24 protein-coding genes and 1 pseudogene are annotated in these 23,661 nt (G+C 59.3%); 14 read left to right on the top strand and 11 right to left on the bottom strand.

The window, feature by feature from the left end; all coding sequences use genetic code 11:
• Nucleotides 1-16: 16 nt before the first annotated feature.
• Complete coding sequence (locus ACAM_RS04125; RefSeq protein ID WP_062662226.1) at nt 17-1,948, bottom strand: HD domain-containing protein; 1,932 nt, start codon at nt 1,946-1,948, stop codon at nt 17-19.
• A gap of 257 nt (nt 1,949-2,205) precedes the next feature.
• On the opposite strand from ACAM_RS04125, the gene ACAM_RS04120 reads away from it, so the two are divergent.
• The 9 genes from ACAM_RS04120 to ACAM_RS04085 all read left to right on the top strand — a co-directional run bounded on the left by ACAM_RS04120 (nt 2,206) and on the right by ACAM_RS04085 (nt 7,953).
• Complete coding sequence (locus ACAM_RS04120) at nt 2,206-2,499, top strand: hypothetical protein (protein WP_022541555.1); 294 nt, start codon at nt 2,206-2,208, stop codon at nt 2,497-2,499.
• 15 nt (nt 2,500-2,514) lie between these two features.
• Nucleotides 2,515-3,177: a dihydrofolate reductase family protein gene (locus tag ACAM_RS04115; RefSeq protein ID WP_022541554.1), complete on the top strand. Its 663-nt coding sequence runs from the start codon at nt 2,515-2,517 to the stop codon at nt 3,175-3,177.
• Nucleotides 3,178-3,212: 35 nt separating this feature from the next.
• On the top strand, nt 3,213-3,620 hold the full coding sequence (locus ACAM_RS04110; protein WP_022541553.1) for a hypothetical protein: 408 nt from the start codon (nt 3,213-3,215) through the stop codon (nt 3,618-3,620).
• A gap of 63 nt (nt 3,621-3,683) precedes the next feature.
• Nucleotides 3,684-3,812: a hypothetical protein gene (locus ACAM_RS08485; RefSeq protein WP_256205045.1), complete on the top strand. Its 129-nt coding sequence runs from the start codon at nt 3,684-3,686 to the stop codon at nt 3,810-3,812.
• The gene (locus ACAM_RS04105; protein WP_022541552.1) at nt 3,794-4,369 is read left to right on the top strand and encodes a hypothetical protein; all 576 of its coding nucleotides are present in this window, start codon (nt 3,794-3,796) and stop codon (nt 4,367-4,369) included. The genes ACAM_RS08485 and ACAM_RS04105 overlap by 19 nt, the downstream gene beginning before the upstream one ends.
• An 80-nt stretch (nt 4,370-4,449) precedes the next feature.
• Nucleotides 4,450-5,595, top strand: coding sequence for a nicotinate phosphoribosyltransferase (locus tag ACAM_RS04100; RefSeq protein ID WP_148706520.1), 1,146 nt, complete (start codon nt 4,450-4,452; stop codon nt 5,593-5,595).
• A 115-nt stretch (nt 5,596-5,710) separates the two neighbouring features.
• Entirely contained in the window at nt 5,711-6,130 is a 420-nt protein-coding gene (locus ACAM_RS04095) for a HEPN domain-containing protein (RefSeq protein WP_148706413.1), read from the top strand.
• Complete coding sequence (locus ACAM_RS04090) at nt 6,117-6,560, top strand: nucleotidyltransferase domain-containing protein (protein WP_022541549.1); 444 nt, start codon at nt 6,117-6,119, stop codon at nt 6,558-6,560. Before ACAM_RS04095 ends, ACAM_RS04090 begins: the two co-directional genes overlap by 14 nt.
• A gap of 106 nt (nt 6,561-6,666) precedes the next feature.
• Nucleotides 6,667-7,953, top strand: a complete 1,287-nt coding sequence (locus tag ACAM_RS04085; RefSeq protein WP_022541548.1) for an NAD(P)/FAD-dependent oxidoreductase — start codon at nt 6,667-6,669, stop codon at nt 7,951-7,953.
• Here the strand turns inward: ACAM_RS04085 and ACAM_RS04080 are convergent.
• The 5 genes and pseudogenes from ACAM_RS04080 to ACAM_RS04065 form a co-directional block, all read right to left on the bottom strand.
• The gene (locus tag ACAM_RS04080) at nt 7,950-8,993 is read right to left on the bottom strand and encodes a 2-hydroxyacid dehydrogenase (protein ID WP_022541547.1); all 1,044 of its coding nucleotides are present in this window, start codon (nt 8,991-8,993) and stop codon (nt 7,950-7,952) included. The two genes, ACAM_RS04085 and ACAM_RS04080, sit on opposite strands and share 4 nt — an antisense overlap.
• Before the next feature lie 82 nt (nt 8,994-9,075).
• Nucleotides 9,076-9,720, bottom strand: coding sequence for a hypothetical protein (locus tag ACAM_RS08460; RefSeq protein ID WP_232502313.1), 645 nt, complete (start codon nt 9,718-9,720; stop codon nt 9,076-9,078).
• Nucleotides 9,721-9,748: 28 nt separating this feature from the next.
• Nucleotides 9,749-9,901 (bottom strand): annotated as a pseudogene (locus tag ACAM_RS08555) (hypothetical protein); the annotation flags it as partial.
• 57 nt (nt 9,902-9,958) lie between these two features.
• Entirely contained in the window at nt 9,959-10,588 is a 630-nt protein-coding gene (locus ACAM_RS04070) for an MBL fold metallo-hydrolase (RefSeq protein ID WP_022541544.1), read from the bottom strand.
• Nucleotides 10,589-10,611: 23 nt separating this feature from the next.
• Nucleotides 10,612-11,163: a hemerythrin domain-containing protein gene (locus tag ACAM_RS04065; RefSeq protein WP_022541543.1), complete on the bottom strand. Its 552-nt coding sequence runs from the start codon at nt 11,161-11,163 to the stop codon at nt 10,612-10,614.
• A gap of 281 nt (nt 11,164-11,444) precedes the next feature.
• On the opposite strand from ACAM_RS04065, the gene ACAM_RS04060 reads away from it, so the two are divergent.
• Nucleotides 11,445-12,269: a hypothetical protein gene (locus ACAM_RS04060; RefSeq protein WP_022541542.1), complete on the top strand. Its 825-nt coding sequence runs from the start codon at nt 11,445-11,447 to the stop codon at nt 12,267-12,269.
• 340 nt (nt 12,270-12,609) lie between these two features.
• A complete protein-coding gene (locus tag ACAM_RS04055) occupies nt 12,610-13,215 on the top strand; it encodes a hypothetical protein (RefSeq protein WP_148706410.1) in 606 nt (201 codons plus the stop codon).
• Nucleotide 13,216: 1 nt separating this feature from the next.
• Here the strand turns inward: ACAM_RS04055 and ACAM_RS04050 are convergent, their stop codons facing one another.
• Genes ACAM_RS04050 through ACAM_RS04035 form a run of 4 tightly spaced genes read right to left on the bottom strand, consistent with a single transcriptional unit; the run spans nt 13,217 to nt 18,787 of the window.
• The gene (locus ACAM_RS04050) at nt 13,217-14,533 is read right to left on the bottom strand and encodes an ABC transporter permease (RefSeq protein ID WP_022541540.1); all 1,317 of its coding nucleotides are present in this window, start codon (nt 14,531-14,533) and stop codon (nt 13,217-13,219) included.
• Nucleotides 14,530-15,273, bottom strand: a complete 744-nt coding sequence (locus ACAM_RS04045; protein WP_022541539.1) for an ABC transporter ATP-binding protein — start codon at nt 15,271-15,273, stop codon at nt 14,530-14,532. The genes ACAM_RS04050 and ACAM_RS04045 overlap by 4 nt, the downstream gene beginning before the upstream one ends.
• Nucleotides 15,274-15,293: 20 nt before the next feature.
• Nucleotides 15,294-16,214 carry an ABC transporter ATP-binding protein gene (locus ACAM_RS04040; RefSeq protein ID WP_022541538.1) on the bottom strand — a complete coding sequence of 307 codons (921 nt, stop codon included), beginning with the start codon at nt 16,212-16,214 and terminating at the stop codon, nt 15,294-15,296.
• A gap of 11 nt (nt 16,215-16,225) precedes the next feature.
• On the bottom strand, nt 16,226-18,787 hold the full coding sequence (locus ACAM_RS04035) for a hypothetical protein (protein WP_148706409.1): 2,562 nt from the start codon (nt 18,785-18,787) through the stop codon (nt 16,226-16,228).
• Nucleotides 18,788-19,153: 366 nt separating this feature from the next.
• On the opposite strand from ACAM_RS04035, the gene ACAM_RS04030 reads away from it, so the two are divergent.
• The 3 genes from ACAM_RS04030 to ACAM_RS04020 all read left to right on the top strand — a co-directional run bounded on the left by ACAM_RS04030 (nt 19,154) and on the right by ACAM_RS04020 (nt 21,578).
• On the top strand, nt 19,154-19,345 hold the full coding sequence (locus tag ACAM_RS04030) for a hypothetical protein (RefSeq protein ID WP_148706408.1): 192 nt from the start codon (nt 19,154-19,156) through the stop codon (nt 19,343-19,345).
• 173 nt (nt 19,346-19,518) lie between these two features.
• A complete protein-coding gene (locus ACAM_RS04025; protein ID WP_022541535.1) occupies nt 19,519-21,261 on the top strand; it encodes an alpha/beta fold hydrolase in 1,743 nt (580 codons plus the stop codon).
• A gap of 77 nt (nt 21,262-21,338) precedes the next feature.
• Entirely contained in the window at nt 21,339-21,578 is a 240-nt protein-coding gene (locus ACAM_RS04020; protein WP_022541534.1) for a hypothetical protein, read from the top strand.
• 434 nt (nt 21,579-22,012) lie between these two features.
• Here ACAM_RS04020 and ACAM_RS04015 read toward each other — a convergent pair whose 3' ends face one another.
• Nucleotides 22,013-23,455 (bottom strand): CRISPR-associated DxTHG motif protein, encoded by a 1,443-nt coding sequence (locus tag ACAM_RS04015; protein ID WP_158318593.1) that lies wholly within the window; start codon nt 23,453-23,455, stop codon nt 22,013-22,015.
• Nucleotides 23,456-23,661: the final 206 nt, after the last annotated feature.

Below are 23,661 nucleotides of genomic sequence, written 5' to 3'. Positions count from 1 at the left end.
GGGACCGTTACCTTGTCTACACGTATCTAAACAGGTCCAGCGCGAGGTCCTTGGCCCTAGCAGCGGCGGACTGGAGGGTCCTCCTCGCCTCCCCCTCGCTGACACCACAGCTCCTCTCCAGCAGCCTGTAGAGTGTGGATCCCCTTGCAAGGTCTGCTGAGAGCTTCCCCTTCCTGTACCTCCAGATCTGCGGCTCCTCCCGGCGATGCCTCACACCCTGGCTGGACATGTTTAGAGAGGGGTATGTTATCAGTAGTTTGGAGTATGACTTTCCCTCGAGCTCTCTGGATACGCGGGCCTGGTCGGAGGAGGCTATTTCGACAGGCTCGAGGGGGTAGCGCTTCCTGAAGACGTATATCCTACCACCCGTATGGTCCTTCTGGTACGGCTTGTAGGAGGACCATGAGAGGGTTACCAGGGGTGTTGTGTTGCGGCGGAGGAGCCCCGTTATGTGTGGGCTCTCGCTCTCTATAGCCTCTATGAGCCTCGGCACTATGCCCTCGCTCCCGGATATGAGGGCGTCTACATGGCGGCGCGCCACGACCCCGTAGGACAGCAGATGGAGGGCCAGGCAGGCCTCCCTATACCAGGACCTGGCCCTCCTGTCGCTGGTCTGAAGCTTATCGCCTAGGGCTGTAATGTATCCGGCGAGATCCTCTGCCCTGCCGAACGCTATCCTTGTCATAGCCTCGAACAACGTGTCGTCGGTGGCCATGGAGAGAATCTCCTCAAGGCTGCTGAGACTCTCCCTATCCACCCCGTGCTGGAGCCGAGCTAGGGCCTCGAGGGCGGGGTACTTTTCTAGGAGCCTCCTAGCCTCCTCCCTCCCGGCTATCAAGCCCTCCCTCGCGTCGGCCTGGAGGTGGGCGGCGGCTATGTATAGCAGGCTTATCACCCTAGAGAGCATGGCCGAGTATATCATTGAGACGTCGTGGAGGTAGACGTCGCTGTACATGTAGATCCTGGCCAGAAGCATGTTCTCTATAACCGTGACACCCTTCTCCAGAATCCCCAGGCGGAGGGAGGCTTTGAGGGTGGAGTGTGTGTGCCTAGCCTCCGGGACAAGGGTGAGAACAGCGTAGTAGCGGTTAATATCGTATATCCCCGAGAGGCTCCCAGTATGTATGCTGTCCCTGATTATATAGTCAGCCCTGTCCACGTCGATGCCAGAGCTCAGGAGCTGTGCTATGATGCACATCGCCGCTACCGTGGCGTAGCGGGAAGCCCCCGCGCTCTCCCCGAGTCCACCGGGTGCTGCGGGTGCCTGGTACTCGGCGTCCCGCATACACCTCCTCTCCCACTCACCTCGGGAGTAGGCCAGCCTGAGTATCTCAACAACCCTCCGCAGGTCCACCCTCCTATTTCCATAGAGGATCTCCACATCCTCTTCGGCAAGCTTCGACACGATCTTTATGGTGAGGTCCTCGTGCTCCTCCAGGAGGGGCAGCTCCCGGACGGCCCTAGGGGCAACCATGATCAGCGGGTCGTGGAGGGCCTGCTCGGCTATATGGCTCGCCATAATGTGGCCCGAGTCGTGGAGGAGAGCGGCCACAACGGCCTCCCCCTCCATATTCCGGAGGGCCTGCGTAACATCCCTTATGAGGTTGGTGGCAAAGCCTTGGAGCCTCTTCTGGAGGCCCCCCTTCAGGGGGTACTCGTCCTCTATATACTCGGCGACGGAGGGCATCACTATCTCCTCAACGTTCTTCACAATGTGGTGGAGGGCCCTCCTCATAGTGTAGGCGACTCCCAGGCTATGCTCAAACCTCGTATGCACCGCTCCCGGGTAGACGTAGTCCGCCAGGCTCAGCTGCCTCACCCTCCTGAGCCTCTGGAAGAGGGGCCTGTCTACTATGGTGGCCACAAGGTCCGACGGCAGCTCTATAAACTGGTGGACCACGTCCTTGACAATCTTAGACTTAACCCCCCCGGCGCCTCCTCGAGGCATCAAATTAGCACCACACAAACCCGGGCTAAGCCTTTAAACCCATAGAACTACTCCTGGGCCGCAAGGCTAATTTGAGTATTACCTCTAAGACGTAGGTTTTAGAGCCCAGAGCAGGGAGTCCAGAGTAATACCGGCTACACCGCGTATTACACGGGTATCCCAGAGGCTCCAACCCCACAGCCCCCGGTGAAGGAAAACACTCTCGGAGACCCCCCGTTTGGCCTGGCATTAACAACCGTGGACAGGGTGAGCATACTTTGACCCCCCCACTAACCAGGAGGGAATTTCTTCTAGGCGTGCTCTGGCTAGGGCCCCGCACCCCTGGCGAAGTGTTGGAGCTCGCCAAGGTGTACAGCGGCAGGAGCCCAGCACTATTCTCCCCGGAGGAAGTTGAGAAGGCTGTAGACCACTTCCTCGTGGCAGGCCTCGCGAGGCTGGACAGGGAGGGGAGGCTTGTGCTCGAGAGGAAAAGCCTCCACCCCAGCCTTCGGGAGGCGGCGGAGCATATAGCGGGCATACTCTCTAAAACCCTATCCCCCCCACCAGGATGACACGGGTGCCATTGCTTGGCCAGACCCTACACATTTATTTTCAGCACAGCAACCCTCGACGGCAGGATCGCCAGCGTCACCGGGTACAGCCTCCTCAGCTGTAGGGAGGACTTCGAGCTCCAGCACAGGTATAGGGCTTCAGCAGGCGCAGTCATGGTGGGCAGCAGGACCGCGGTGGTTGATAAGCCTAGGCTAAACGTGAGGCTCGTCCCCGGGAGGAGCCCACTAAGGGTTATAGTGGATTCGAGGCTCAGGGTTCCTCCGGAAGTCGCGGGTCTCCGCAGGGGGAGTGTGCTCATAACTACCGAGGGCCACAGCAGCGAGAGGCTCAGGCCATACCTAGAGAGGGGTGTGAGGATTGTTGAAGCAGGGAGGGGGAGGGTGGATCTAGATAGGGCTGTCGAAGTTCTGCGGGAGGAGCTGGGCGTGAGGGTTTTAATGGTGGAGGGTGGAGGGGGTCTGAACTGCGCCATGCTGGAGAAGGGGCTGGTTGACGAGGTAAGGGTCACCATAGCCCCCTTCATGTTCGGCGGGGGTGTAGGGCTGGCTGAGTGCCCAGGAGTGTTCGACGGGGAGGAGATAAGGGTGGAGCTATCCCTCCTTCACTCCAGGATACTCTGCGGCAGCTGGGTCCACATGATCTACACGGTGCTGAGGCCGAGGAAGCCCCTCTATTAGCGGGGAGCAAGACACCGTCAACGGGGGGCTGAAGCGTGGGTGTCCGTGGTATAGTCGGCGTGGCTTCGGCCATAGGCAGCATACTAGGCTTCCTGCTCACTGTCGGCGGCGTCGTGCTCCTGGGATACGTCTACTCGGAGGCTCGGGGAGGGGGCCTGGGCGCCCTGGTGATATTCCTCATATACCTTGTTATCACGCTCGGAATGTTTATAGTGGGGAACATAGTCTTCATAGTATCCTCCCTCCGCGGAGGGACGGTGGCCAGGATACTCTCGGCACCCATGGCCCTGGTAGACGGCCTCGCCGCGCTCGTGGTCGCTCTAGCCTCGCTCGAGGCTTTTAGGGGTGGGCAGGTGGGGGCTGCTGTGACGGGAGGCGTAATAACGCTGGTGCTTCTTGGGGTAACCTTGTTCTATGTGAGGAGGCTCAGCGGGCGGGGCTAGCGCTTACAGCCTGGAAGGATAAGTCGCTGAGGACCTCAACTTAAGGGAATTTGGGTTCAAGGCTTGGGGGAGGCCCTTCCCGCAGCCATAGTGGCTCCCATAGGCCTAGCAGGGCTCGCTCTCGCCGGGGTATTATCCGCTGCTGTAGCCCTCATGTTCTTCGGCCTGGGGTTATGGAGCCGGAGACGCTGAACTTATTCAACCTCGCAATCACGGCCTTCTCCCTGGTCGTATCCATCGTGGGCTCTCCAGCGGGTCTACTGGCACCGGGGAGCCGGGGCCCATTGGGCTTCCTACTCTTATCTATATTCTTCCTCATATCAGCGGTGAGGAGTGCGGTCTACGGCTATGCGATATACTCCGGGGCATTCGGGGGAGGTAGTGCTGTAGAGCTGCTCCGCAGTGTAGCCATGATTATGCTAGCCACCGCCATCCTCGGCATACTGTTGTCCAGCGCTGGGGTGTGGCTGGTTGCCTCCGCCTCTGGATCCCGGGCCGCCAGGGCCGCGTGCGTAGCAGGAGCCGTAGCCCAGACAATGGGCCTCCTGCTGAGCCTCGCTCCCCACTACCTGGCTCCGGGAGGGGAGGGCCGGCTGCTGCCTGTGTTCGGAGCCTTCTCAAGCATAGCTAGGGCTATCGGGCTGACACTCTACACCGTCTCAATACTCACAGCAGCTCTTTCACCAGCCACACCCCAGGCCGGGGCTGCAGCAGGAGAGCGCACGGGTTCTGGCGCTTCTGGCGGTTAGGAGGCTTCTATAAATCCGCGCCCGGGCGACAGGTTTGTTTCTGGTGTTGATGGTTGGGGGAGAGGGGGCCCCGTCTCTATATGGCCAGCCTAGGCGAGATACTTGGCGGGAGGGCCACCGACATCTACTTCATCAGGACTAGGCACGTGGCGGAGAAGTATGGTGTGGGCGGGAAGAGGGTTAGGATGGAGGTCCACGCCTACAGCCTCCCCCGGGGTTATGAGTGGGCGGTCTACGCTGGGCTCGAGGAGGCCCTAGCCCTCCTCCAGGGAAAGCCCGTGACAGTATACAGCATCCCCGAGGGGACGGTGTTCCGGAGGAAAGACCCTCTAATGGTCGTCGAGGGCAGGTTCCAGGATATAATCTTGTTTGAGACGGCTCTGCTAGGCCTCCTCAGGTTCTCCACCAGCATAGCCACCAAGGCTGCGAGGGTCAGGCTAGCTGCTGGTAAGGGTAAGACTGTGCTCTTCTTCGGCCTCAGGGCTCTACACCCGGCCGTACAGCCGGCAGCGGATAGAGCAGCCCTCATAGGGGGGCTCGACGGTGTCAGCGGTGTTTTGAGCAGGGACTACCTAGGCGTCGAGCCTCGGGGCACCATGCCCCACGCCCTCATAATAGTGTTCGGGAGCCAGGTTGAGGCGTGGAGGGCTTTTGCAGAGACGTTCAAGGGCGAGACCCCCATCATAGCGCTCGTGGACACGTTCTGGGACGAGAGAGAGGAGGCCCTGATGGCGGCTAGGGAGCTGGGAGAGGTCCTCGCCGGCGTGAGACTCGACACGCCTGGCAGCAGGAGGGGGAGGATGAGGGATATCGTGGAGGAGGTTAGATGGGCCCTCGACATACACGGCTACAGGCACGTCAAGATATTCGTTAGCGGGGGCCTCGACGAGGAGAAGGTGGCCGAGCTCAGGGACGTGGCCGACGGCTTCGGAGTCGGCACCACTATAGCGGCCGCACCCAACATCGACATAAGCATGGACGTGGTGGAAGTCTACGAGAATGGAGAGTGGAGGCCCAGGACTAAGAGGGGCAAGCTCCCCGGCGCCAGGTCAATAGTCCAATGCCAGGGGGAGAGGAGGGTGGCGAGGCTTGGAGAAGAGCCGACGGACTGCGAACCCCTCACCCAGAAGTACCTCGAGGACGGCCGCCTCACCCAGAGATTGCCCAGCCTCGACGACATAAGAGGATACGTGCTGAAACAGCTTGAAACCCTAGGCCTCCAATAGACTAGGCGGGGGCGGTGAGGAGGAATCCGGGAGCCAAGCCCCCCGTGGACGGGGGGCTGTGGAGAGCGCGTACTGTGCCGAGCCCCTCAGGGCCTGCCTGCGGGGTGGGGTTTGGTTGGTTCTAGACTGCGAGGAGGCGGATAGGTGGCTGAGGCAGGCGCGGTACACGCTGGAGTCTGTCAGGTCCGACTATGACGGTGGTTTCTATAGCTGGGCGTGTTTCAAGGCTAACCAGGCTGCAGAGTACTCTCTAAAGGCTGTACTCAGGGCTGGTGGGGTGGAGTCTTTCGGCCACGACCTTATGGGCCTGTGGAGGAGGGCGAAGAGCCTTTGCCCGGGCCTTGAGGATCTAAGGGATTGTATAGCTCTTCTCAATAAGATGTATGTGCCGACGCGGTATCCAGACGCCTGGCCAGGCGGTGCTACCCCCTTCGAGAACTACACTCGCAGGGATGCGGAGGAGGCTTTGGAATGCTCGGTGAGGGTGTATAGGGCTGTGGAGGAGTGTCTGGGTGAGGAGTGTGAGGGTGCCTAGGGAGAGGTTTGACGAGTGGCTTTCTGCCCTGGAGAAGGCGAGGATGGCCGCCTCGAGGATTGTGGAGCACCTAGGGGATGCTACTGTAATACTTTTCGGCAGCTTCGCTAGAGGGGATTTCAACAGGTGGAGCGATATAGATCTGCTGGTTGTTTCGCCGAGGTTCCGGGGTGTCAGGCTCCTCGACAGGTTTGACATGGTTTCGGGTGTTGTGGGGGAGGGTGTCGAGATAATTCCTATGACCCCGGAGGAGTTCCGGGAGGCTCTAAGGAAGCCTGTTTGGAGGCAAGCCCTATCCAGGTCCTCGGCGCTGGTGGTTGATAGGCTAGGCCTCGCTGAGGAGGTGGAGGCGGCCCTAGGCCGCAGACCCCAGAGCCTTGAGGATCTTGAGGACAGGGTTAAACGACTACTGAGAACAAGGTCGTCCTAAGAAGGCTCCGCGGGGCGGCTCATAACGGTGCCCCTACTCTAGAATATTGCCCCTCCACCCTAACACTAGTCACGAGGAGAGCCCGTACCTGGAGGTGCGTGCTTTATTGCCGCGTTTCGACTATGTAGTGGTCGGCGCTGGCGTTGTTGGCCTCGCAGCCGCCTACTACCTCAGGCTCTGGAGCGGCGGTAGAGTTCTCGTAGTCGAGGCCGGCCACGCCCCGGGCTCGGGGGATAGCGGGAGGAGCATGGCGGCCTTCAGGACCTTCTTCTCCAGCACGATGAACAGGCTGGTCGCGGGCTCGACGGTGAGGCTGTTCGAGGACGCCCAGAAGAGGGGCGAGGACCTGGGGCTCGTCAAGTCCGGCTACCTCTTCGTGTTCGACAGGGAGAGGTGGAGGGAGGTTGAAGGGCCTCTGAAGGAGGCGGGGGAGGAGGGGAGAGACTACCTCATCATACCCCCGGAGGAGCTTGAGAAGAGGCTCGGCATGAGGACTAGGGTGTCGGGGGGCGAGGAGGCCGAGGTCCTGGGTGTGGGTGATGTTGAGGGGGCGGTGCTCATAAGGAGCGCCGGGTTCCTAGACGCCGAGAAGGTTGTAGACTACTACTACCGCCGGGCCTCCGGGGCCGGGGTTGAGTTCCTGTTCGGAAGGAGGGTTGTAGGTGTCGAGCTCAAGCCGAGGGTCGAGCTGGGCATCGAGGGTGAACCACTCCCCTGGCAGGAGGCCAGGGCCTCCGCAGTCACGCTCAGCGACGGCACCAGGGTTGAGGTGGGCGGTAAGTTGGTTGTAGCTGCTGGTGTGTGGAGCAACAGGCTCCTGAACCCCCTGGGGATAGACACTTTCAGCAGGCCGAAGAAGAGAATGGTCTTCCGGGTCTCAGCCTCGACCGAGGGCCTCGGGAGGATCATGAGGGAGGGCGACCTCTCCGGCGCGGGGGCTCCACCTCTCATAATACTTCCGAAAAGGGTCCTAGTAAGGCCCGCCCCCCGGGAGCAGAGCTTCTGGGTGCAGCTGAGCGACAACCTGGGGAGGCCCTTCGCCCTCGAGGAGGACCCCCAGCCGGAGGAGCACTACTACAGTCTCGCCATCCTACCCATACTCTCCCTCTACCTACCCCAGTTCCAGGACACCTACCCCAGCGGCGGGTGGGCGGGCCACTACGACATAAGCTTCGACGCCAACCCCGTCGTGTTCGAGCCTTGGGACAGCGGGATAGTAGTGGCGGCGGGGACGAGCGGGAGCGGCATAATGAAGAGCGACAGCATAGGCCGCGTCGCCGCCGCCGTCGCCCTCGGACTAGAGACCGTAGAGCTATACGACGGGGTCGAGATGCCGGTGAGGTGGATGGGCCTCGAGGGGAGGAGGTACGAGCAGGAGAGGCTAGTCCTCTAGACCCCGAGGAGCCTGCGGGCCATGGCTATAGCCTCATCCAGCCCAAGCCTCTGTGAGGGGCACTCTCTGCACGCCCCGTTGACGGGGTTCCAGACGCAGCCCCTCTCCAGGTAGTCCCTAGCCTGCATCGCCGCGAGAAGCCTGGTAGCGGCCATGCTCTCCCTCGAAGCCCCCGCTATGTGGGGCGTTATTATCGCCCGGGGGCTGCTGTGGAGGCCCATCCTCCCGCTATCAGGAGGGAGGGGCTCCTCGGGGTGTACGTCGAGGACGAAGTAGAGGTCCTCCCTCTCAGACGCCACGGCCTCAACAGCCCCCGGCTCCTCGGTGCCACCCCTCCCCACGTTAACATAGACGGCGCCCCGGGGTAGAAGGCGCAGTAGGCCAGCCTTCACGAACCCCCGGGTCTCGCTTGTGAGCGGCAGGCTATTGACCAGTATGTAGGACCTGGAGAACAGCTCAGGGGGCTCAAGCCGCCTAGCCCCCAGAACAGCCTCCAGCGCCGGCTTCCTGCCCCTGCTGTAGTAGTAGAACGGGCCGGCGCCGAGGGCGGCTAGCTTGAAAGCAACGCTCTGGCCAATCCTACCAGCCCCAAGGAGGCCGACGCTCCTCCCCCTGAGGAGCAGCCCGGAGATGTGGGAAGGCCACCCCTCCCGGGCCCACCGGGGGGTATAGATGTGGCCTGCAACCACCCCCCTGAGAGCGGCGAGCACAGCGCCCACCACATACTCGGCCACAGCCTCGGTAATAACCTCCGGCTGGTTCGCCACACACACCCCAGCCTCCCCAGCGGCACCAACGTCCACATGGTCATAGCCCGTGCTCGCCAATATTATGAGCTCGAGGCACCCCCTATCCCTGAGGAGGCTGGCGTCCACAGGGCTGAAGGCGTTTATGAAGACGCGGGAGGACCTCACAACACCCCACATATCCCGAACAGAGGACCTCGCCTGAGGCGAGTAGACCCTGAGGCCCGAGAGGACCTCGGAGACTCCACCATCCATGGGGAAGTTCAGAGCCACGTCAAACCTGCACCCACCCAACCCCCACGCCCACCCCGGTGAAAGCTGGGACTGCGGTGGCACTTGACTTTAACGCCCCAAACCCCCCCGGGCCGTCCGAGGCTCACTCCCTCCTGGAGAGGCGGCCGCTCAAATCAACATGCACCGTCAAGTCCACCCCCATCCTCCTAAGGGCGTAGACAGCCTCGTCCGCGAGCATGTCCGCGGCGAGAGGGTCCATCCCACAGGGCGGTAGGACGATTGCGTCTCCATGATACCTCCCTGGCACCACCGTCCTTACCCTGACGCTGACGACCCTGAATCCCCTCGCCTCCAGCTCCCTCCTGACCTGGGAGGCGGCCTCTTCAGAGGCCATGTCGGAGAGGTGGTGCACAAGGCTTCTGGCGTGGGCCTGGAGCTCGTATAGGAGGTAGGCCTCTATAGCCCATGCCCCAATATAGTCAACCAGGTAGCCGAGGCCGAAGCCCCCCAAGGCTGAGACGGTTGACACTATGCTCTCGAAGATCTCGGACGCGGTGAAGGCGGCCATAGCCCCTCCTACGATCGGGCTCCTCCTGAACGCCGCCACCGCCCCGGTGTAGAGGATGAGGCCCAGAAGCCCGAGAACCGCGGCGCCGAACCCTACCTCGTAGGCCCCGGGCCTGGCGAGGTATGCAAGCCCGAAGCCCGCGGCCACACCATACGCCACAAGCATGAAGGAGACGCCTCCGAAAGCGAGCCTCCCATGCCCCGAAATGGTGGTCAGCATCGGGCGGGGCCTGGGAGGCGCGGAGCCAGTAGAGGGCCGCTATACCAGCCGCTATACCGGCGATGCACGTAGCCCCGTCCACCAGGAGAGCCTTGGAGCCGTAGGCCAGGCTACCCGCTACCTTGACAGATGCGCCTGCAACACTCAAAACCAGGCCAAGCCTGAAGGCGGTGTCGGCCACGCAACCACCCTATAGAGAGATCGTTAGCCCAGAGGCTGTAATACCCTCCAGCCCGGCTCAAGGACTTAGGCGTTGGAGGTAGGGGTTGTGGAGGAGCTCGCGCCCCAGCGTAGTCTCTGGGCCGTGGCCCGGGAGGAGCCTCGTCTCGGGAGGGAGCTCCCTCGCAATCCTCGCCAGACTCCTCTCCATAGCCGCTGGGTCTCCCAGGGCTATATCCACCCGGCCTATAGACCCCATGAATATTAGGTCTCCTGTGAAGGCCAGCCGAAGCCTCGGCTCGTGGAGGACTATGTGGTCGGGGCTGTGACCCGGGGTGTATAGTATCCTGAGGCTAAGGCCCGCGGCCTCGAGCGTCTTGCCCTCGCTGAGCTCGATGTCGACGCCGAACCTCGGGGTAGCGGTTAGGTAGCCCATCTTTACCCCGAGCTCCGCATAGGCCTCGGCAACCCTAGGCGCCAGAGGGTGTGCCGCCACGACAGCGCCGCGGGCCACCAGGGGTTCCACGGCAGCCACGTGGTCGAAGTGGCCGTGGGTGATTGCTACAACCACGTCGCGGCAGCCGAGGCGGGAGAGCAGGTCGAGAACCTCAGCACCCCCAGGGTCTATAACCAGGCACTCCCCCCGGGCGGCGGCTACGTAGGTGTTGACCCGGAGTATGCCGAGGGATAGCTTCTCGAGGGCCTCCATAAACCTGTCCCCGCCGCCGCTACCTACCCACCCGCCCTTTCAACCTCGTCTCTGAGCCTGTAAAACTCGTCTATCAACCTGTCCCTACCGGTCTCCCTGTCGATCCTCCCAGCCTCCCCAACCATCTCTCCATGCGCCACAAGCCTTCTAGCCTCCTCAAAAACCTCCAGGTCCTCATAGTCTATATGCCGCCTGATGAGCTCCACATACCTGGCCGCATAGCCCTTAACCCTCTCAACAGAACCCTCCCCCCGCTCGAGCTTCTCTAGCTCGAGCAGGAGGCCCCGCAGGAGGTACCTAGCCACACCGTGGTCGCACGTCAGCCTCTTCAAACCACCCTCCCTGAAGGGATGGCCGCGGGCCTCCATACAGGGGAAGAGAGCCGCCTCCTCCTTGGCGTGGTGGCAGCCGTCGGCGAACTCCTCCAGAAACCGGGCGAGCCTGGCCACAGTGGAGGGCGGCAGCCTCCCCTGGGCGAGGAGCTCCACGGACTCCTCAAGCACGTCCAGAGCCTGCAGGATATACCTGTGATCGTCTATAAGACTATCGACAACATGGGTTTCGAACCCCTCCAACCCAAACTCCCCGGGGTTAGGGTCATAGGCTCCCGTTTAAAATCTAGCCCGGGTTGCTTCCCAGCTATATAGACTGTTTTAAAATGTTTTTATAAGAATATATTTATAAGAATAAGAATATATTGGAAAACTAATTATGGCATTGCTATTGCGGCTAGAAACCCGCTTCAGGTTCTCAACATGTAATGTACTGCTATTATGGAATATGTTTTATTATCGCATACTCTTAAATATAAGAATTTAAATTGTAGTATTGAAAAATAGATTCCGGGGTACAGTTTATGGGATATGTTAGTCGGGACAACCAAAATTTCAGAAGCTTAGCCGCTTTCGCAGCAAAAGACGCTATAAACCATTTTATCATGGGGTCCCTAGCCCTACTGGTATTCTCACTATCCATAACCCTCCTCAGATACCTGATAGTGGGAGATAATCCGGGCGACGCTCCACTCGAGGAGGTACTTAACCCTTTCGGCAGCCTAGCTGAAAAGCTGAAAAAGAGTTTCGGGGAGAGGGGGCCGGGCATCTCGGGCTTCGCCTACATTGCTGCAGTGGTATTCCTGCTGGTACTCACGCTGACGTCACTAGGGATACTGTCATACTTCAGCCTGTCAAGCCTAAAGAGATTGAGGAGGACCTTTTTCCTACTCAAGCGGGGGAGCGACGCCCTGTTCGCTAGGCTAATCGCAGCCAGTCTGGCCGTAACGCTAGCGCTACTAGCGGCTTCGCTAGTGTACGCTCTTTATCAAGCTCTCAAGCTGCCAAGCCCCTACTCGATAGTCGAGGAGCACGGTTTAACCAGGCCACTACTAGTAGCCTCAATAACATTCTACCTTCTAGCCATTGCCGTGGCGGTGACTTGGGCTGTACAACATATACACCCCTTAGGGCAGGTTACACCTCCAGCCGTACTCCTAACCATATTCTCACTAGCTGTCACCTGGGTAACCCTAGCAAACCCCGACATGCCCATAAGTCCTCTCGGGCCAGGAGGTCTTGTGGTAGGGCTTGTGGTGGTAGGTAAGAGGCTAGAAGGGGCCTTGGAAACCAGCTATGGCAGGGCTAGGGCGGCGGAGGCAAACCATGTCATGAGGAACTCCTTTTAGAGTGAAATGAGAAGCTTTTTACTTTTAAACGTTTCCCACGGACTTTAGCAGGATCGTGTAGCTACTTAAGATATTAGTACTAGACGCCATTGTTTCAATGGCGGGTCAAACAATTTGTATCATGACGCCGGAGGCACTCGATGAAGACTAGTACTAGCATTACTAGCCAGAGAGAAGACATGCTTAATAAAGGATACTTCAATCTAATAGCTTATAGTGTAGCCAGTGTTCTAGGCCTGGCCGCTAGGTCCTCAGCTACACTCATGGTAGTGTTCATCACCATTATATCCTCGATCCTTTCCCCTGGCTGGCCGAACCCTACAAAGGAAGAGGTGTTTTGGTGTCGGGCTGGAGCAATTTTGCCCGGCTCCTCCAGAACCAGGTCTACTTGGATCTTGGAGGGTTCGGAGAGGTAGTTTTAAAACTCACACTAGGTCAGCTAGCCCTTGCTAGCTTTGCTGCATGGCTCTACTACATGATGAAAAGCCATTTTGTCGTTCGTGAAGGAGCATTTCTTGCCGAGAAGGATGAGGATAAAAGGCTTCTTCAGATCTTATCCAGGCTTTTCGTAGCCTCTCCCATGCTAGTCTCGGCTGGGGTTCTATCTCTCGCTTTCCTGAACCCCGTTCTCTCGGCTGAAATCATATTAACCGGCCTCCTGACCTATCTTGCAGCAGTGGCTATTACACTTGCATCGGGAGCAGCCGCACTCTCGAGGCTGAATGCGGTGAGCGGCCGAATCGAAATCCTACTCGTTTCCTCAGGCATCCTAATTAACGCCTTGACGATAGCGACATTAGGCCTTCTAAACCCCCTGGGACTCGCAGTTCAGGCACTAGGGCTTTTCCTGGCCGGGGAGAGGCTGCTCAAGCGATGTTCAGAGGCATGCGGGCCAGCGGCTATGGCTGAAGCGGACAGTGTTATGCATGTTCTAGGAACTGGGTAATCTAGCTCTCTCGACTAGACCTTCCTATGCGGCGTAAGAGTCCAAAAATGCCTCCCCCGTCCGAGCCTAGTGCCAAGAGCCTCTCCGGCCTAGAGAGCCACACCGCAGCCGCCACTGCTACTGCGGAGCCTGCCAGCGTCGAGGCGAGCATAGCCAGGGCCATGTCAGTGTCCCCGTTAGCATAGGCCAGGTAGGCGGCTGGCGCAGCTGTTATGGGGTGTAGGGCCAGGGGGATCGCGTGAGGTAGCCTGTAGGGTACAGCGGCCAGGGGGAAAAGTAGTATAAATAATATGAACACTGACATCCCCGAGGCCGTCTGCGCCGACTTCACATCCCCAGCCCCTATAAAGCCTAGGATGAGGCCTAGGGTGAGAGTATATATGGCTGCGGCCCCAATTCCAGCCAGAGCCATTAGGACTTGTCCGGGAGTGGGGGCGAGCCTCTCCGCGGCCTCCCCGAGGAGCGACGCAAGCTCTCCCGCTGTGACCTCTCCTCCTACGGCCGAGGGTATCCTAACCGCAGCGTATACAATCATGAGGGCGAAGCTCGCTATGAGGGATATGAGGCCCACTGACGCCATCGCGGCTGCGCCAGCGAGCCTCACCGCCACGTAACCCCGGGTTCTCAGGGGTGTTGCGAGGAGGAGCTCAAGGGTCCTCTGCTCCCTGTCGTAGCCGACCGTTATGGCGGAGACCTGTAGGAGGAACGAGCCTATTATGAAGGAGGCCATTAGCAGCATGAACAGTATCAGGAGGTGTGAGGCGGGGTTGCCCTGGAGGATCCCGAGGGGCTTCTCCTCCACTCTAACCAGGTCCTCAGCTGAGGGTATGCCAAGCACCTGCCTAGCCACTAGCTCGAGAGCCTGGTCTATAGCCTCGACTAGACCGCTGTAGCGGAAAACACCGAGGACCCCCTCGTCACTGAGGACCTCACCCGCCATGATGTAAAGCTTCACTCCCGCCCTCTCGCCTTGCTGCAGGCTGGAGGTGAAGCCCTCGGGTATCACCAGCACCAGCCTCGCCCCCACTTTAACCGCCTCGTCAACACTCCCAGCCTCCCTCCCGCCCAGGGCCTTGGCTATTGCCTGGGAGAGGGGGGTTTGGTCGAGGTCAACAACCGCTAGACCCTCAACACTCGGCATCCCCCCGTCACTCGCTGGCGGTGCTATGGAGCCCGAGAATATAGCCTCCACTATGACGATCCACACGATCACGCCGAGCATTGGTGAGAGGACTAGGTTGAAGAGGAGGGTCCGGTCCCTGAGGACCTCCTTCAGCTCCTTCACCATGAATAAGGGGAGAACCCTCCTTAGGCTCACCCGCCGCCCCCTCCTGAGACTAGGGCTACGTAGGCCTCCTCCAGGTTCGCGGCGCCAGTCTTCTCTACAGCCCCCCTGGGGGTGCCTGTGTAGACTATGCCGCCCCGGGATATCATGGCTATCTCGCTGCACACGCTCTCCACCTCATACATGTTGTGGCTCGATAGGAGCACTGTGACCCCGTGCCTCGAGCTGTACTCCCCCAGGAGCCTCCTGATACCCACACTATACACCGGGTCTAGCCCGGCAGTCGGCTCGTCTAGGACCGCCAGGGAGGGTTTGAGGGCTAGCATAGCCGCCACCAGGAGGCGCCTCCTCATGCCCTTGCTGTACGACCTAACCCTATCCCCAAGCCTCTCGCCCAGGCCTGACAGCCTGGAGGCCTCTTCCAGATACCCCTCGGGTTCCTCCACACCGTAGATAGAGGCGTAGAGCCTCAGGAACTCTAGGCCAGTCATGTTCCTATAGGGCTCTCCATCCTCGGGAAGATAGGCCACCCTCCTGAAGAGGCCAGGGCCCGCCCTCTCCACATGCTCTCCGAGGAGCCTAACACTCCCCCTCTCAGCCCTATACAGCCCTAGGATGACCCTGAACAGCGTCGTCTTCCCGGCGCCGTTGGGCCCAACCACACCGTACACGACACCCCGGGGGACGGTGAGGCTCACATCCCTGAGAACCCACCTGCCGCCTAGCCTCTTCCAGATGCTCCTCACCTCAACAGCAGGCTCAGCAGCGCCCAAACCCCCGTTCACCCCCCGGGCTAGGCTGTGACCCCCAGTCTTGAAAGCTCCTCCCTAACAGCCTCTTCCAGCGCCCTAGACCTGGTGTATATATTTATAAGCTCATCTATCCCTATCTCCCCTCTCCTGAACCTCTCCTCAGCCTCCCTCAGCTTCAGCCTAGCCTCCTCCATCATCTTTCTAAGAGCAGCCTCTACAGCCTTCTCGGCCTCAACCTCACCCAGGCCCGCGCCCCCCGCTATCCTCTGGGGGCTGTAGATGCCCCGGAGCCTCCCGTCCTCCAGGACGGCCACCCTATCGGCCATCCGGGCAACCCGCGGGTCGTGTGTGGTGAGGACAACAGTCTTGCCACGGCCGTGGGCCTCCTCGAGAAGTATCCTCACAATCCTCTCGCCCGTTGCAATGTCAAGCTCACCCGTAGGCTCGTCCGCCACGATTATTGGAGGATCGTTGGCGAGGGCCACCGCAACCGCGAGCCTCTGCTGCTCGCCACCGCTCAGCTCCTCAGGATACCGGCCCTCCTTCCCCTCGAGCCCCACCTTCTTGAGTAGCTCGAGGCCGCGGCTCCTGCTGGGCCTTCCCGCCATGGACATGGGGAGTAGTATGTTCTCCAGGGCGGTTAGGGTGGGTATGAGGTTGTGCTGCTGGAACACATACCCCACCCTCTCCAGCCGGAACCTCCTCAGCTCCTCCTCTCCCGCGCCTGACACCTCGAAGCCGTCCACAACAACCCTTCCAGCGTTCGGCCTGTCTATACCGGCTATTATGTTCAGCAGGGTGGTCTTGCCTGAGCCCGAGGGGCCCATTATGGCGAGGACCTCGCCCCTCGCCACCGCCAGGCCGACCTCCCTGAGGGCGACAACCCTCTCCCCACGAGACTCGTAGATCTTAACAACGCCCTCCACGATAACAGCGATGTCCTCCCTACTCTCCCCCACCATCCCCAGCCACCTCATGACCTTAGGGCCCGGGCTAGGTCTGATTCGCGGGTTGCGATTGCACTCGTCGCCATCGGTAGCAGGAGGGCTGCGGCTAAGGGTAGTATCGCTAAGGCTACTGCGGGAGCCGTTGGGGTTGGCAGGGGAAGGCCTATCTCGCCAGGTATATCGGGTGAGACGGTCAGGCTGGCCGTCTTGAATGTTGCCAGGAGGGAGACACCTCCTACAATCCCGGCAGCTAGTCCCACGGCTGCGGAGTAGAGCACGAGCGGTAGGAGGCTGCCGTATATGAAGGCTGCAACCTCCCTCCTACCCGCGCCCCTCGCCCTCAGGACGACAGCCTCCCTCTCGAGGACCTCAACGGTTCCAGCTACACCTGCGTAGGCTGTGGCCAGATATACTGCAGCCGCCGCTGCGGCGGCCAGGAGTGACGCGGCGGCCATAGCTCTGGAGGCGGCTACGAGGGAGACTAGGTCATAGGGTCCCCGGGCCAGTCTTGCAACGGTTTCCTCAAGGGATAGTGCGAACCCGTGTGCGAGAGCGAAGGATATAAGCGCTGCGAAGGCTAGAGCCATCACCCTTGACGACGCCGCCATCCTATCTCTCATCTTCAGGGCAGATGAGGCTGTGAAGCCTGGGAATAGCCGGGGTAGAAGTCTAGTGGGGAGCCTGGCGAGAAGTATGTAGGCCCCTTGTCCGCCAGCCAGGGCGGTTGATACGGTTGACACGAGTATGGCGGGAGCCAGGGGCGATAGGAAGAAGGCGGCGAGCAGTATGAAAGCCAGAGGGAGCGCCACAATACCGCCAAGCCTATCGGTCACCCAGTTAAGCACAGCCTCGGGGTCCCCGTGGAGGCCTAGGGCTGTGGAGGCTATCGCCAGGGCTACTAGTAGAACCTGGACCCTACGCCCCCTAGCACTGTGCCCCCTCTCCAAAGCTTCAACCCTCCTCACCGCCTCCACAGGGCTGATATCCCTAAGCCCGCCCAACTTAGACATGAGGGCCACGCCGACGCCGAGAACCGCGACAGTCAGGGAGGATATCCAGAGCCCGGGGCTGGAGAGTAGGGTCCACACATCTAGCACGCCGCTATAGCCCAAGAGGGCTGAGGCCATCACGGGTATGGAGATGGATGAGGCCACTCCACCGAGTAGTATCGAGAAAACCGCTAGCACGGCCACGGCCAGGGCTAGTGAGGCTCTGAGGGTGGCCGTGCCGGCGCCCCGGGCTATGGCTAGGGCTAGCCAGGGCCTCATGTCACCCAGTATCCACTGGATAACAGCTGTCCCAGCCTGGAGGGCCGAGACTAGGAGGGCTGCGAGGACCGCGGAGACTACTGCGAGGGAGGCGATACTCTGCAGGAGGAATAGGCCTCCCCCGATTGGGGGAGCTAGTATGACTGCCTGGGCGAGGGCTTTATAGCTGGCCCCCCCGGCGCCGGGGCTGCAGAGGGGGGTTGACCCGCCTGTCCGCACGTACTGACCAACAATGTCGAGCCCCGCCAGACATACTCCAGCATCTTCAAGCAGACTCTCCCCAATCCTGGCTTCCACCTGGCTGAGGAAACGGTTGACGTCGCCCTGTATTACATAGTCTACAAGGCTCCCTGGCTTGTAGTCAGCCATGATAACCATCGACACCAGACGCCCAGCAGCCTCGGGGCTCAGACCGTTATCCATGGCCTCGATCAGAGGCCTCGGAGGGAGAACGGCTGGCCCTCCCCGTGCAGCCTGCTCAACGGCCTCCGCCAGCTCCCTGGACAGGACCTCGCCCGAGGAAGCCGCCTCTGCGTACCTACTTGCTATACCGAGGGCGAGCACCTCTGGATCGTCGGATGCCGTATAGAGGAAAATAGCGTAGCCCCAGGCCCTGTACATCCCAAAACCGTCATCGTAGAGCCTGTAGGAAGTTATAGACTCTACCGCGATCCCTAGTCCGGCTGGAGCATGCCCTAGCACCCTGTAGTCAACCCCCAGGACCTGGAAGCCTCCCACTTCAACTGTGGTAGAGGCTAGAGGGTGCGCCGAAGCAACAACCACGTCCACAACACCCCCTCCCGGGCTAGAGATTGGAATCTTCTCCCCAGCTAAGCCAAGAGCACCGGGGTCGAGGCTCCGCGGGGCTATTACGAGGTAGATGGGAACGACCCTGTAAACCCGTCCATTAATCATGATGGTATCGTCAAGCACGCGCACAACCTCATCAGAGGGGTGAGAGGGCACAGGAGGCCCCCCTCCTCCCTGCTCCCCAACAACCGCCAGACCAGCCTCAACAACATATACACGTGACCAGGCCTCGAAACCCAGCCTCTCCAGAGAGCCCGACACATCTAGAGAAGCCCCATCCAAAACCCCGCTATCCACCGGGCCGGGGAACCACAGGTGCAGCGCCAGGTGGGGCCTAGACCTCTCGAGGAACGTGTCCAACATGATGGTTGATCCAAGCCTCGACACGGCTCCCGCCATGTAGGGTATGCTGGCGAGAAGCATGATAGTCACAACAAGCACAGCCACAATCCTCCTACGTCCGAGAAACATCCTGGCAGAGAGAAAAACCCCGAACAAACCCAAAGCCATAACCGCCCCCTAGCCCCGATAAGCCTAGCATAATATGGAGAAACTCCTGAAAGTATATATAGTGTAGCAATGCATCTATACACAAATATGCCCGAAGCCCCGAACCGAGAGCAACACATTACACAGCCGAAAGTGGGATAACCAGCGGGGGATCAACAGTTGAAATCCCGAAAATACCCATAAAATAGCGGGAAATCAGTTGACAATAGATGCAAGAGGGAGACATTAAGTAGTGAGGGACTGTTGCTATGAAGGCTGCCCTCCCACACTTCCACTTCCCGGCAACGTGAGTTTTGAGGACCTCCCCCAGCCCAAGCAGCCAGTGGGCTGGACGATTGTTGGAAGCAGGGATTGCGGGAATACGCGGTGCCTATAAAGTCTTCTACAGGAGGCACCTACTCCCTGTTACAGAGCCCTCTCGAGCCTGAGAAGAGGTTTTCCGGTGAGGCTACCGAGGGTACTGAGGACCTCTTGGGGCGTAGGGTTGCGAGCGAGATCAGCTTCGCCTTCATACGGTGCAAAGTCTGTGGAGGCATGAATGTGAATGCCACCATCTAGCCAACCCCATCCCCTCCCCTCCACCATCCTCCCGTTGGAGGCTGCTGAAAGCTTGGTAAAACTTGTCGTATATTTACACAGGCAACATGCCATGCTGAAAACCCCCGGATCATAATCTAAACCCTATTGCTTATGCCGGGCTCGGCGGTAGCTGCATGTCAAGGTGGTTCTGGTTGGCTTTCCATAGGGTTGCGGCGGCCGTATTCCTTCTGCTCCTCTTCATAGGCTACATAAACCTCTACACTGTCCTCGACCCCTCCCAAGACACCTACATAACCCCTCCCCCGCTCGGCGAGGACCTCTACCGGGAGCTATGGGGGTTCGACTGGTCGAGAGGGCTTGACGTTAGGGTTGAGAGCTTTGAGGCCGCGAGCTACAGGGGCTCCACTATAAGCGTGGCTAAAATATCCTTCAGCCTACTCCCCGGAACCCCCGACTGCAGGATATACGGGTGGCTATACGGCTCCCCCTCCTCTGAGGGTCCATGGATACTGCTAGTCCACGGCCTCGGGGGCGACCACACGTTCTTCGAAGAGACCCTAGGGGGGTATAAGATAGCCTACGAACTCGCTCTAAGGGGGTTTAAGGTGCTCTCCATAGACGCAGCGGGCCACGGGGAGTCCTGCATACCCGGCGGCGAGTCGTGGAGGGACAGGGCGACCACCCTGGAGCCCGGCGAGTTCTTCCTCTACTACGTCTACCTGAGCGGGGTCCGCGCGGTTGAAGCTGCCGAGGCGTTGGGGGCGGAGCCAGGTAGAATAGCGGTTATGGGCGTCTCCATGGGCGGCCTCACCAGCTACACTGTAGCCTCCCTACACCCCAGCGTCACGCTAGCCATACCGATAGTGGCCTCGGGCTGCCTATCCTGCATGATCCAGTCGGGCGGGCTGGCGAACCTCGTAGGCCCCTCCGACGCCCCGGTCGACGGGGAGACGGTTGAGAAGCTCTCATCCTCAGACCCCCTCTCCTACATAAAGCTTGCAGCCAGCAAGGGCCTCCTAGAGGGTAAGGCGTTCTACATACTCTTCTCCGGCCACGACGAGTACTTCCCCACAGAGGGTCTAGCCGCCACCGTTGAGGCATTGAGGCAGGCCGGGGCCACTGTCGCAGTCGCCTTCAGCGGCAACAACAACCACTACCAGCCCGCCCCCGGCTGGATGGACTCGGCCCTCAGGGTGCTGGAGGAGTTCAGAGAGGGCGGAGTGGAGGCTGCATCAGCCCTCCTCCGAGAGGGCTCTCGGGCCGAGGCGGGGTGGACAACCCTCCTTACGGGGGGCGTGGAGTGGAGGCCCTCCAGCGACGGCCTAGCCTTCCTCCCGGGCATACCCATCATACCCCTCATACTCGGCGGTGAAGCGGTGGCCAGAGCCTCCGGCGAGGTCCTCGCAACCAGCCTACCCTGGAGCCCCCCCAGGATAGCCCCTGCGGTCCTCCTCCTCGCCGCCACGGTGCTCGCCGGCTTCTACGCCTCGAGACAACGGCTACCACGCTGGCCAGCGGCCGCGGCGGCGGCCTACGCCACGGCAGCCGCCTACACAATAGCCTACTGGCACTGGCCAGGCAGGTTCAGCCTGGGCATGCTCAGCCTGATGGAGAGGTTTGGGGTGACGCCCTCCCTCACCCTAGGCCTGCCAACGTTGGAGCTCATGACGCTATCAGCAGCCCTCACACCCCTACTGGCGGCTGCATATCTACTCTCAAACAGCAGGTGGGCCTCGATAGCCTCTGCCGCCCTCTACCTCGCCCTATCCCTCCCACCCTACATACTAATGAGGCTCGTCCTCGGCCTTGTCAGCGAGAACGCCCTCCAACCAATACCCGCCACGATAATACCGGTGGAGGCGGCCTACATACTCATACTCGCCGCAGCCATAGCGGCGAAGAGAAGGGCAACCCGGGGAGAGGGGGAGGCGTAAACAATTTAAGGTAGGACAGGCGATATAGTAAGACACGCCAGCCCCGCCCTGGCTGTGGGGCTGGGGAGCAGGGCAAGATGCCCGAGGCCCAGAAGAGCCTAGGGGAGATGAGAGAGTGGGAAATGACGATTAAGATAGACTTCACTATAAGGACAAACCCCTACCGCCTACCACAAATCATCCTACAGCTAATGCCAATCCTTGAAGAACACAACCTCCAGCACCTAAACGTTACGGCCGAGGGAGAAAAAGGCTTATGCAACAATGAGCTAGATTACGACGGAGACTTAGACCCCATATACGGTAGCCCACCATAAACAACGATAGAAAACTATGTAAACACAGCCCCCAGGGGCCTAGAGCCCCTGGTGTGTTTTACTCTTCCGTTTGTCCCTAGAGGGTCATTCCATGCATTTTACTGTTGTTTAATGTCACCTCTAGGGACTTCCTACTCCACATCGCCCATAACCCTCAGGAAAGGGTTATGGGGTCATGGGTGGCTGTCGAGGCCAACGGCACAGGACTCCCATCTGATGAGGATTCGCCCAGATCCACCAGCCTATTGGTGTTCTAACCGCCTTATCTTGTCAGAGTAAATCCACCTCTTCGTACGACAACTAATCCCAAGCCTCCTACAAGCCTCTCTAAGTGGCAGTAGTACATCAAACATCCAACTCGCTCTGCCATAAAAATTCACAATTTTTCATTTTAAATGTTTCTGCCCGCAGCCGCGTTGGTTTGAGTGGGTGACCTAGCCCTGGTCTCCTCCGAATAGAAACCTCATCGTCTTTCTGAGACTTTCCTCCAACACCCTGTAGAGTTCTCCCCCGTTTGCGGCGCTTTCATGATACCTAACCCTGCTTCCTCTCCTGCATGCTAGGTTCCTCTCTAGCCCAGCGTGGGCTATGAAGTTCCTATCCTGAACGTTATGCCCAATACAAGATTCAGATAGGTATTTAGCCGGGCCCTCGCCGCTTTCTTCGCGCTCTGTAGACTTCTCCCTGTGTATCTCATTCATACTAACAAACTGTAGGGGGCCGGGCAGCCTCTCTACAACCTTCTCTAGGGTATCTAGCTCCGCCTCCACCACTCCGCCGCTAAAGTATACACCGTTACCTTCGAAGTCCCTATAGAGTCTCATGGTGTAAACCGTCAAAGCAGTCCCCGCCAGGGCGCTCTTAACAATATCGTAATCAACACCCCCATAGTGCCTAACAACCCTCCCGTGCGAGATATCCACGAGGGGCATCGCCTCCTGCAGCGCAGTTATGGTGCCTCTAAGCTGGCTAACCGCCTCTTCAACGCTTCCCACGTCCCTCAGAGCGTTGGCTCCAACCTGGAGGGCGGCTAGTGGCAGGCTGAAATACACGCTCGCCGCCGCCTGCATACCGTGGATCTTCAACAACTTGTTTACCGCCTTAATGTGACTGTCGCTGTTCAGCCTCTTCTTAGCCTCACGCCCCATACTATGGCTTCTGTCTATCCTCACAGCCTTAACCACATCAACACTAGAATTCAGCCTGTGCACCCCCTGATAATACGAGTAAACTAGCCTTGAGGCGGCTCTTCCTGGCGTCACAACCTCATCATCTACTTTATGTATCTCCAGCGTCTCAACCCCCCTCCTATAGGGCTCACTGTTATACACCACTATCTCCACCTCCCTACCCATTATAGCGCTCAAAAGCCTGGAGGACGTCATGGCGGCACGGTAGGCTGCCTTCACCATAAAGTTTATGCCATGGCTTAGGTCCACCACGACCCTGTCAACACTCTTCTCCAAACCCACCCCCAGCATACAGAGCATGGCCATTGAGGAGTAGTACGAGACTATGTTCAAGTCGACGCCACGGATCTCCCACCTGGCCATGCTATAGTCTCCTATATTAGGCATTACGCAAACTCTACTCTCCCCAACACCCATTTCCTCGAGAAACATGCTCGCATCCTTCCCAACAGCATCGTAGACCTCCTTTCTATAACACTCGGGATCCCTACACCTACCTAGAACATCTCCGGAAACCAGAGTTTCGGGTATAAGCACTACAGGATAAGCCTCACCCGAACCCCTCTCATACTTTAGCACTGCCCGAAGGGTGCTCCTAGACTTGGTCGATACATCGTCTAGTCTATACTCTACTTCACTCCACTCCCTAAAATCCCCCCAAGGAGCCACAACTAGTGAACGCGCCAAGGACAATAACCAAATAACGAATCATGAAGCAACTATCTAAAGAGTAGTTAATCGAGAAACAAACGGTAAACATTTATAATATTGCATAAGCCTCGTGGTACGGATAAACCACGCAGGCTGACAATATCGTGGGAAACGCATTTCTTATCATTGCAGTTCTCCCCGTATTCTTATCATTAGCTAACAAAAGAGATATTCATGGATAT

Origin of the sequence: Aeropyrum camini SY1 = JCM 12091 (assembly GCF_000591035.1) — an archaeon.
Classification (GTDB): domain Archaea; phylum Thermoproteota; class Thermoprotei_A; order Sulfolobales; family Acidilobaceae; genus Aeropyrum; species Aeropyrum camini.
Note: the sequence above shows the minus strand (reverse complement) of the source record. Positions and strands in the feature narration are given on the sequence as shown.

Bases quoted from the DNA above. Each gene is read 5' to 3' on its own strand.
- ACAM_RS04105 (WP_022541552.1), top strand. From the start codon at position 3,794: ATGGAGCCGGAGACGCTGAACTTATTCAACCTCGCAATCACGGCCTTC.
- ACAM_RS04040 (WP_022541538.1), bottom strand. From the start codon at position 16,214: ATGGTGGGGGAGAGTAGGGAGGACATCGCTGTTATCGTGGAGGGCGTT.
- ACAM_RS04100 (WP_148706520.1), top strand. From the start codon at position 4,450: ATGGCCAGCCTAGGCGAGATACTTGGCGGGAGGGCCACCGACATCTAC.
- ACAM_RS04035 (WP_148706409.1), bottom strand. From the start codon at position 18,787: ATGGCTTTGGGTTTGTTCGGGGTTTTTCTCTCTGCCAGGATGTTTCTC.
- ACAM_RS04070 (WP_022541544.1), bottom strand. From the start codon at position 10,588: ATGGAGGCCCTCGAGAAGCTATCCCTCGGCATACTCCGGGTCAACACC.
- ACAM_RS08460 (WP_232502313.1), bottom strand. From the start codon at position 9,720: ATGCTGACCACCATTTCGGGGCATGGGAGGCTCGCTTTCGGAGGCGTC.
- ACAM_RS04020 (WP_022541534.1), top strand. From the start codon at position 21,339: ATGCCCGAGGCCCAGAAGAGCCTAGGGGAGATGAGAGAGTGGGAAATG.
- ACAM_RS04125 (WP_062662226.1), bottom strand. From the start codon at position 1,948: ATGCCTCGAGGAGGCGCCGGGGGGGTTAAGTCTAAGATTGTCAAGGAC.
- ACAM_RS04060 (WP_022541542.1), top strand. From the start codon at position 11,445: ATGGGATATGTTAGTCGGGACAACCAAAATTTCAGAAGCTTAGCCGCT.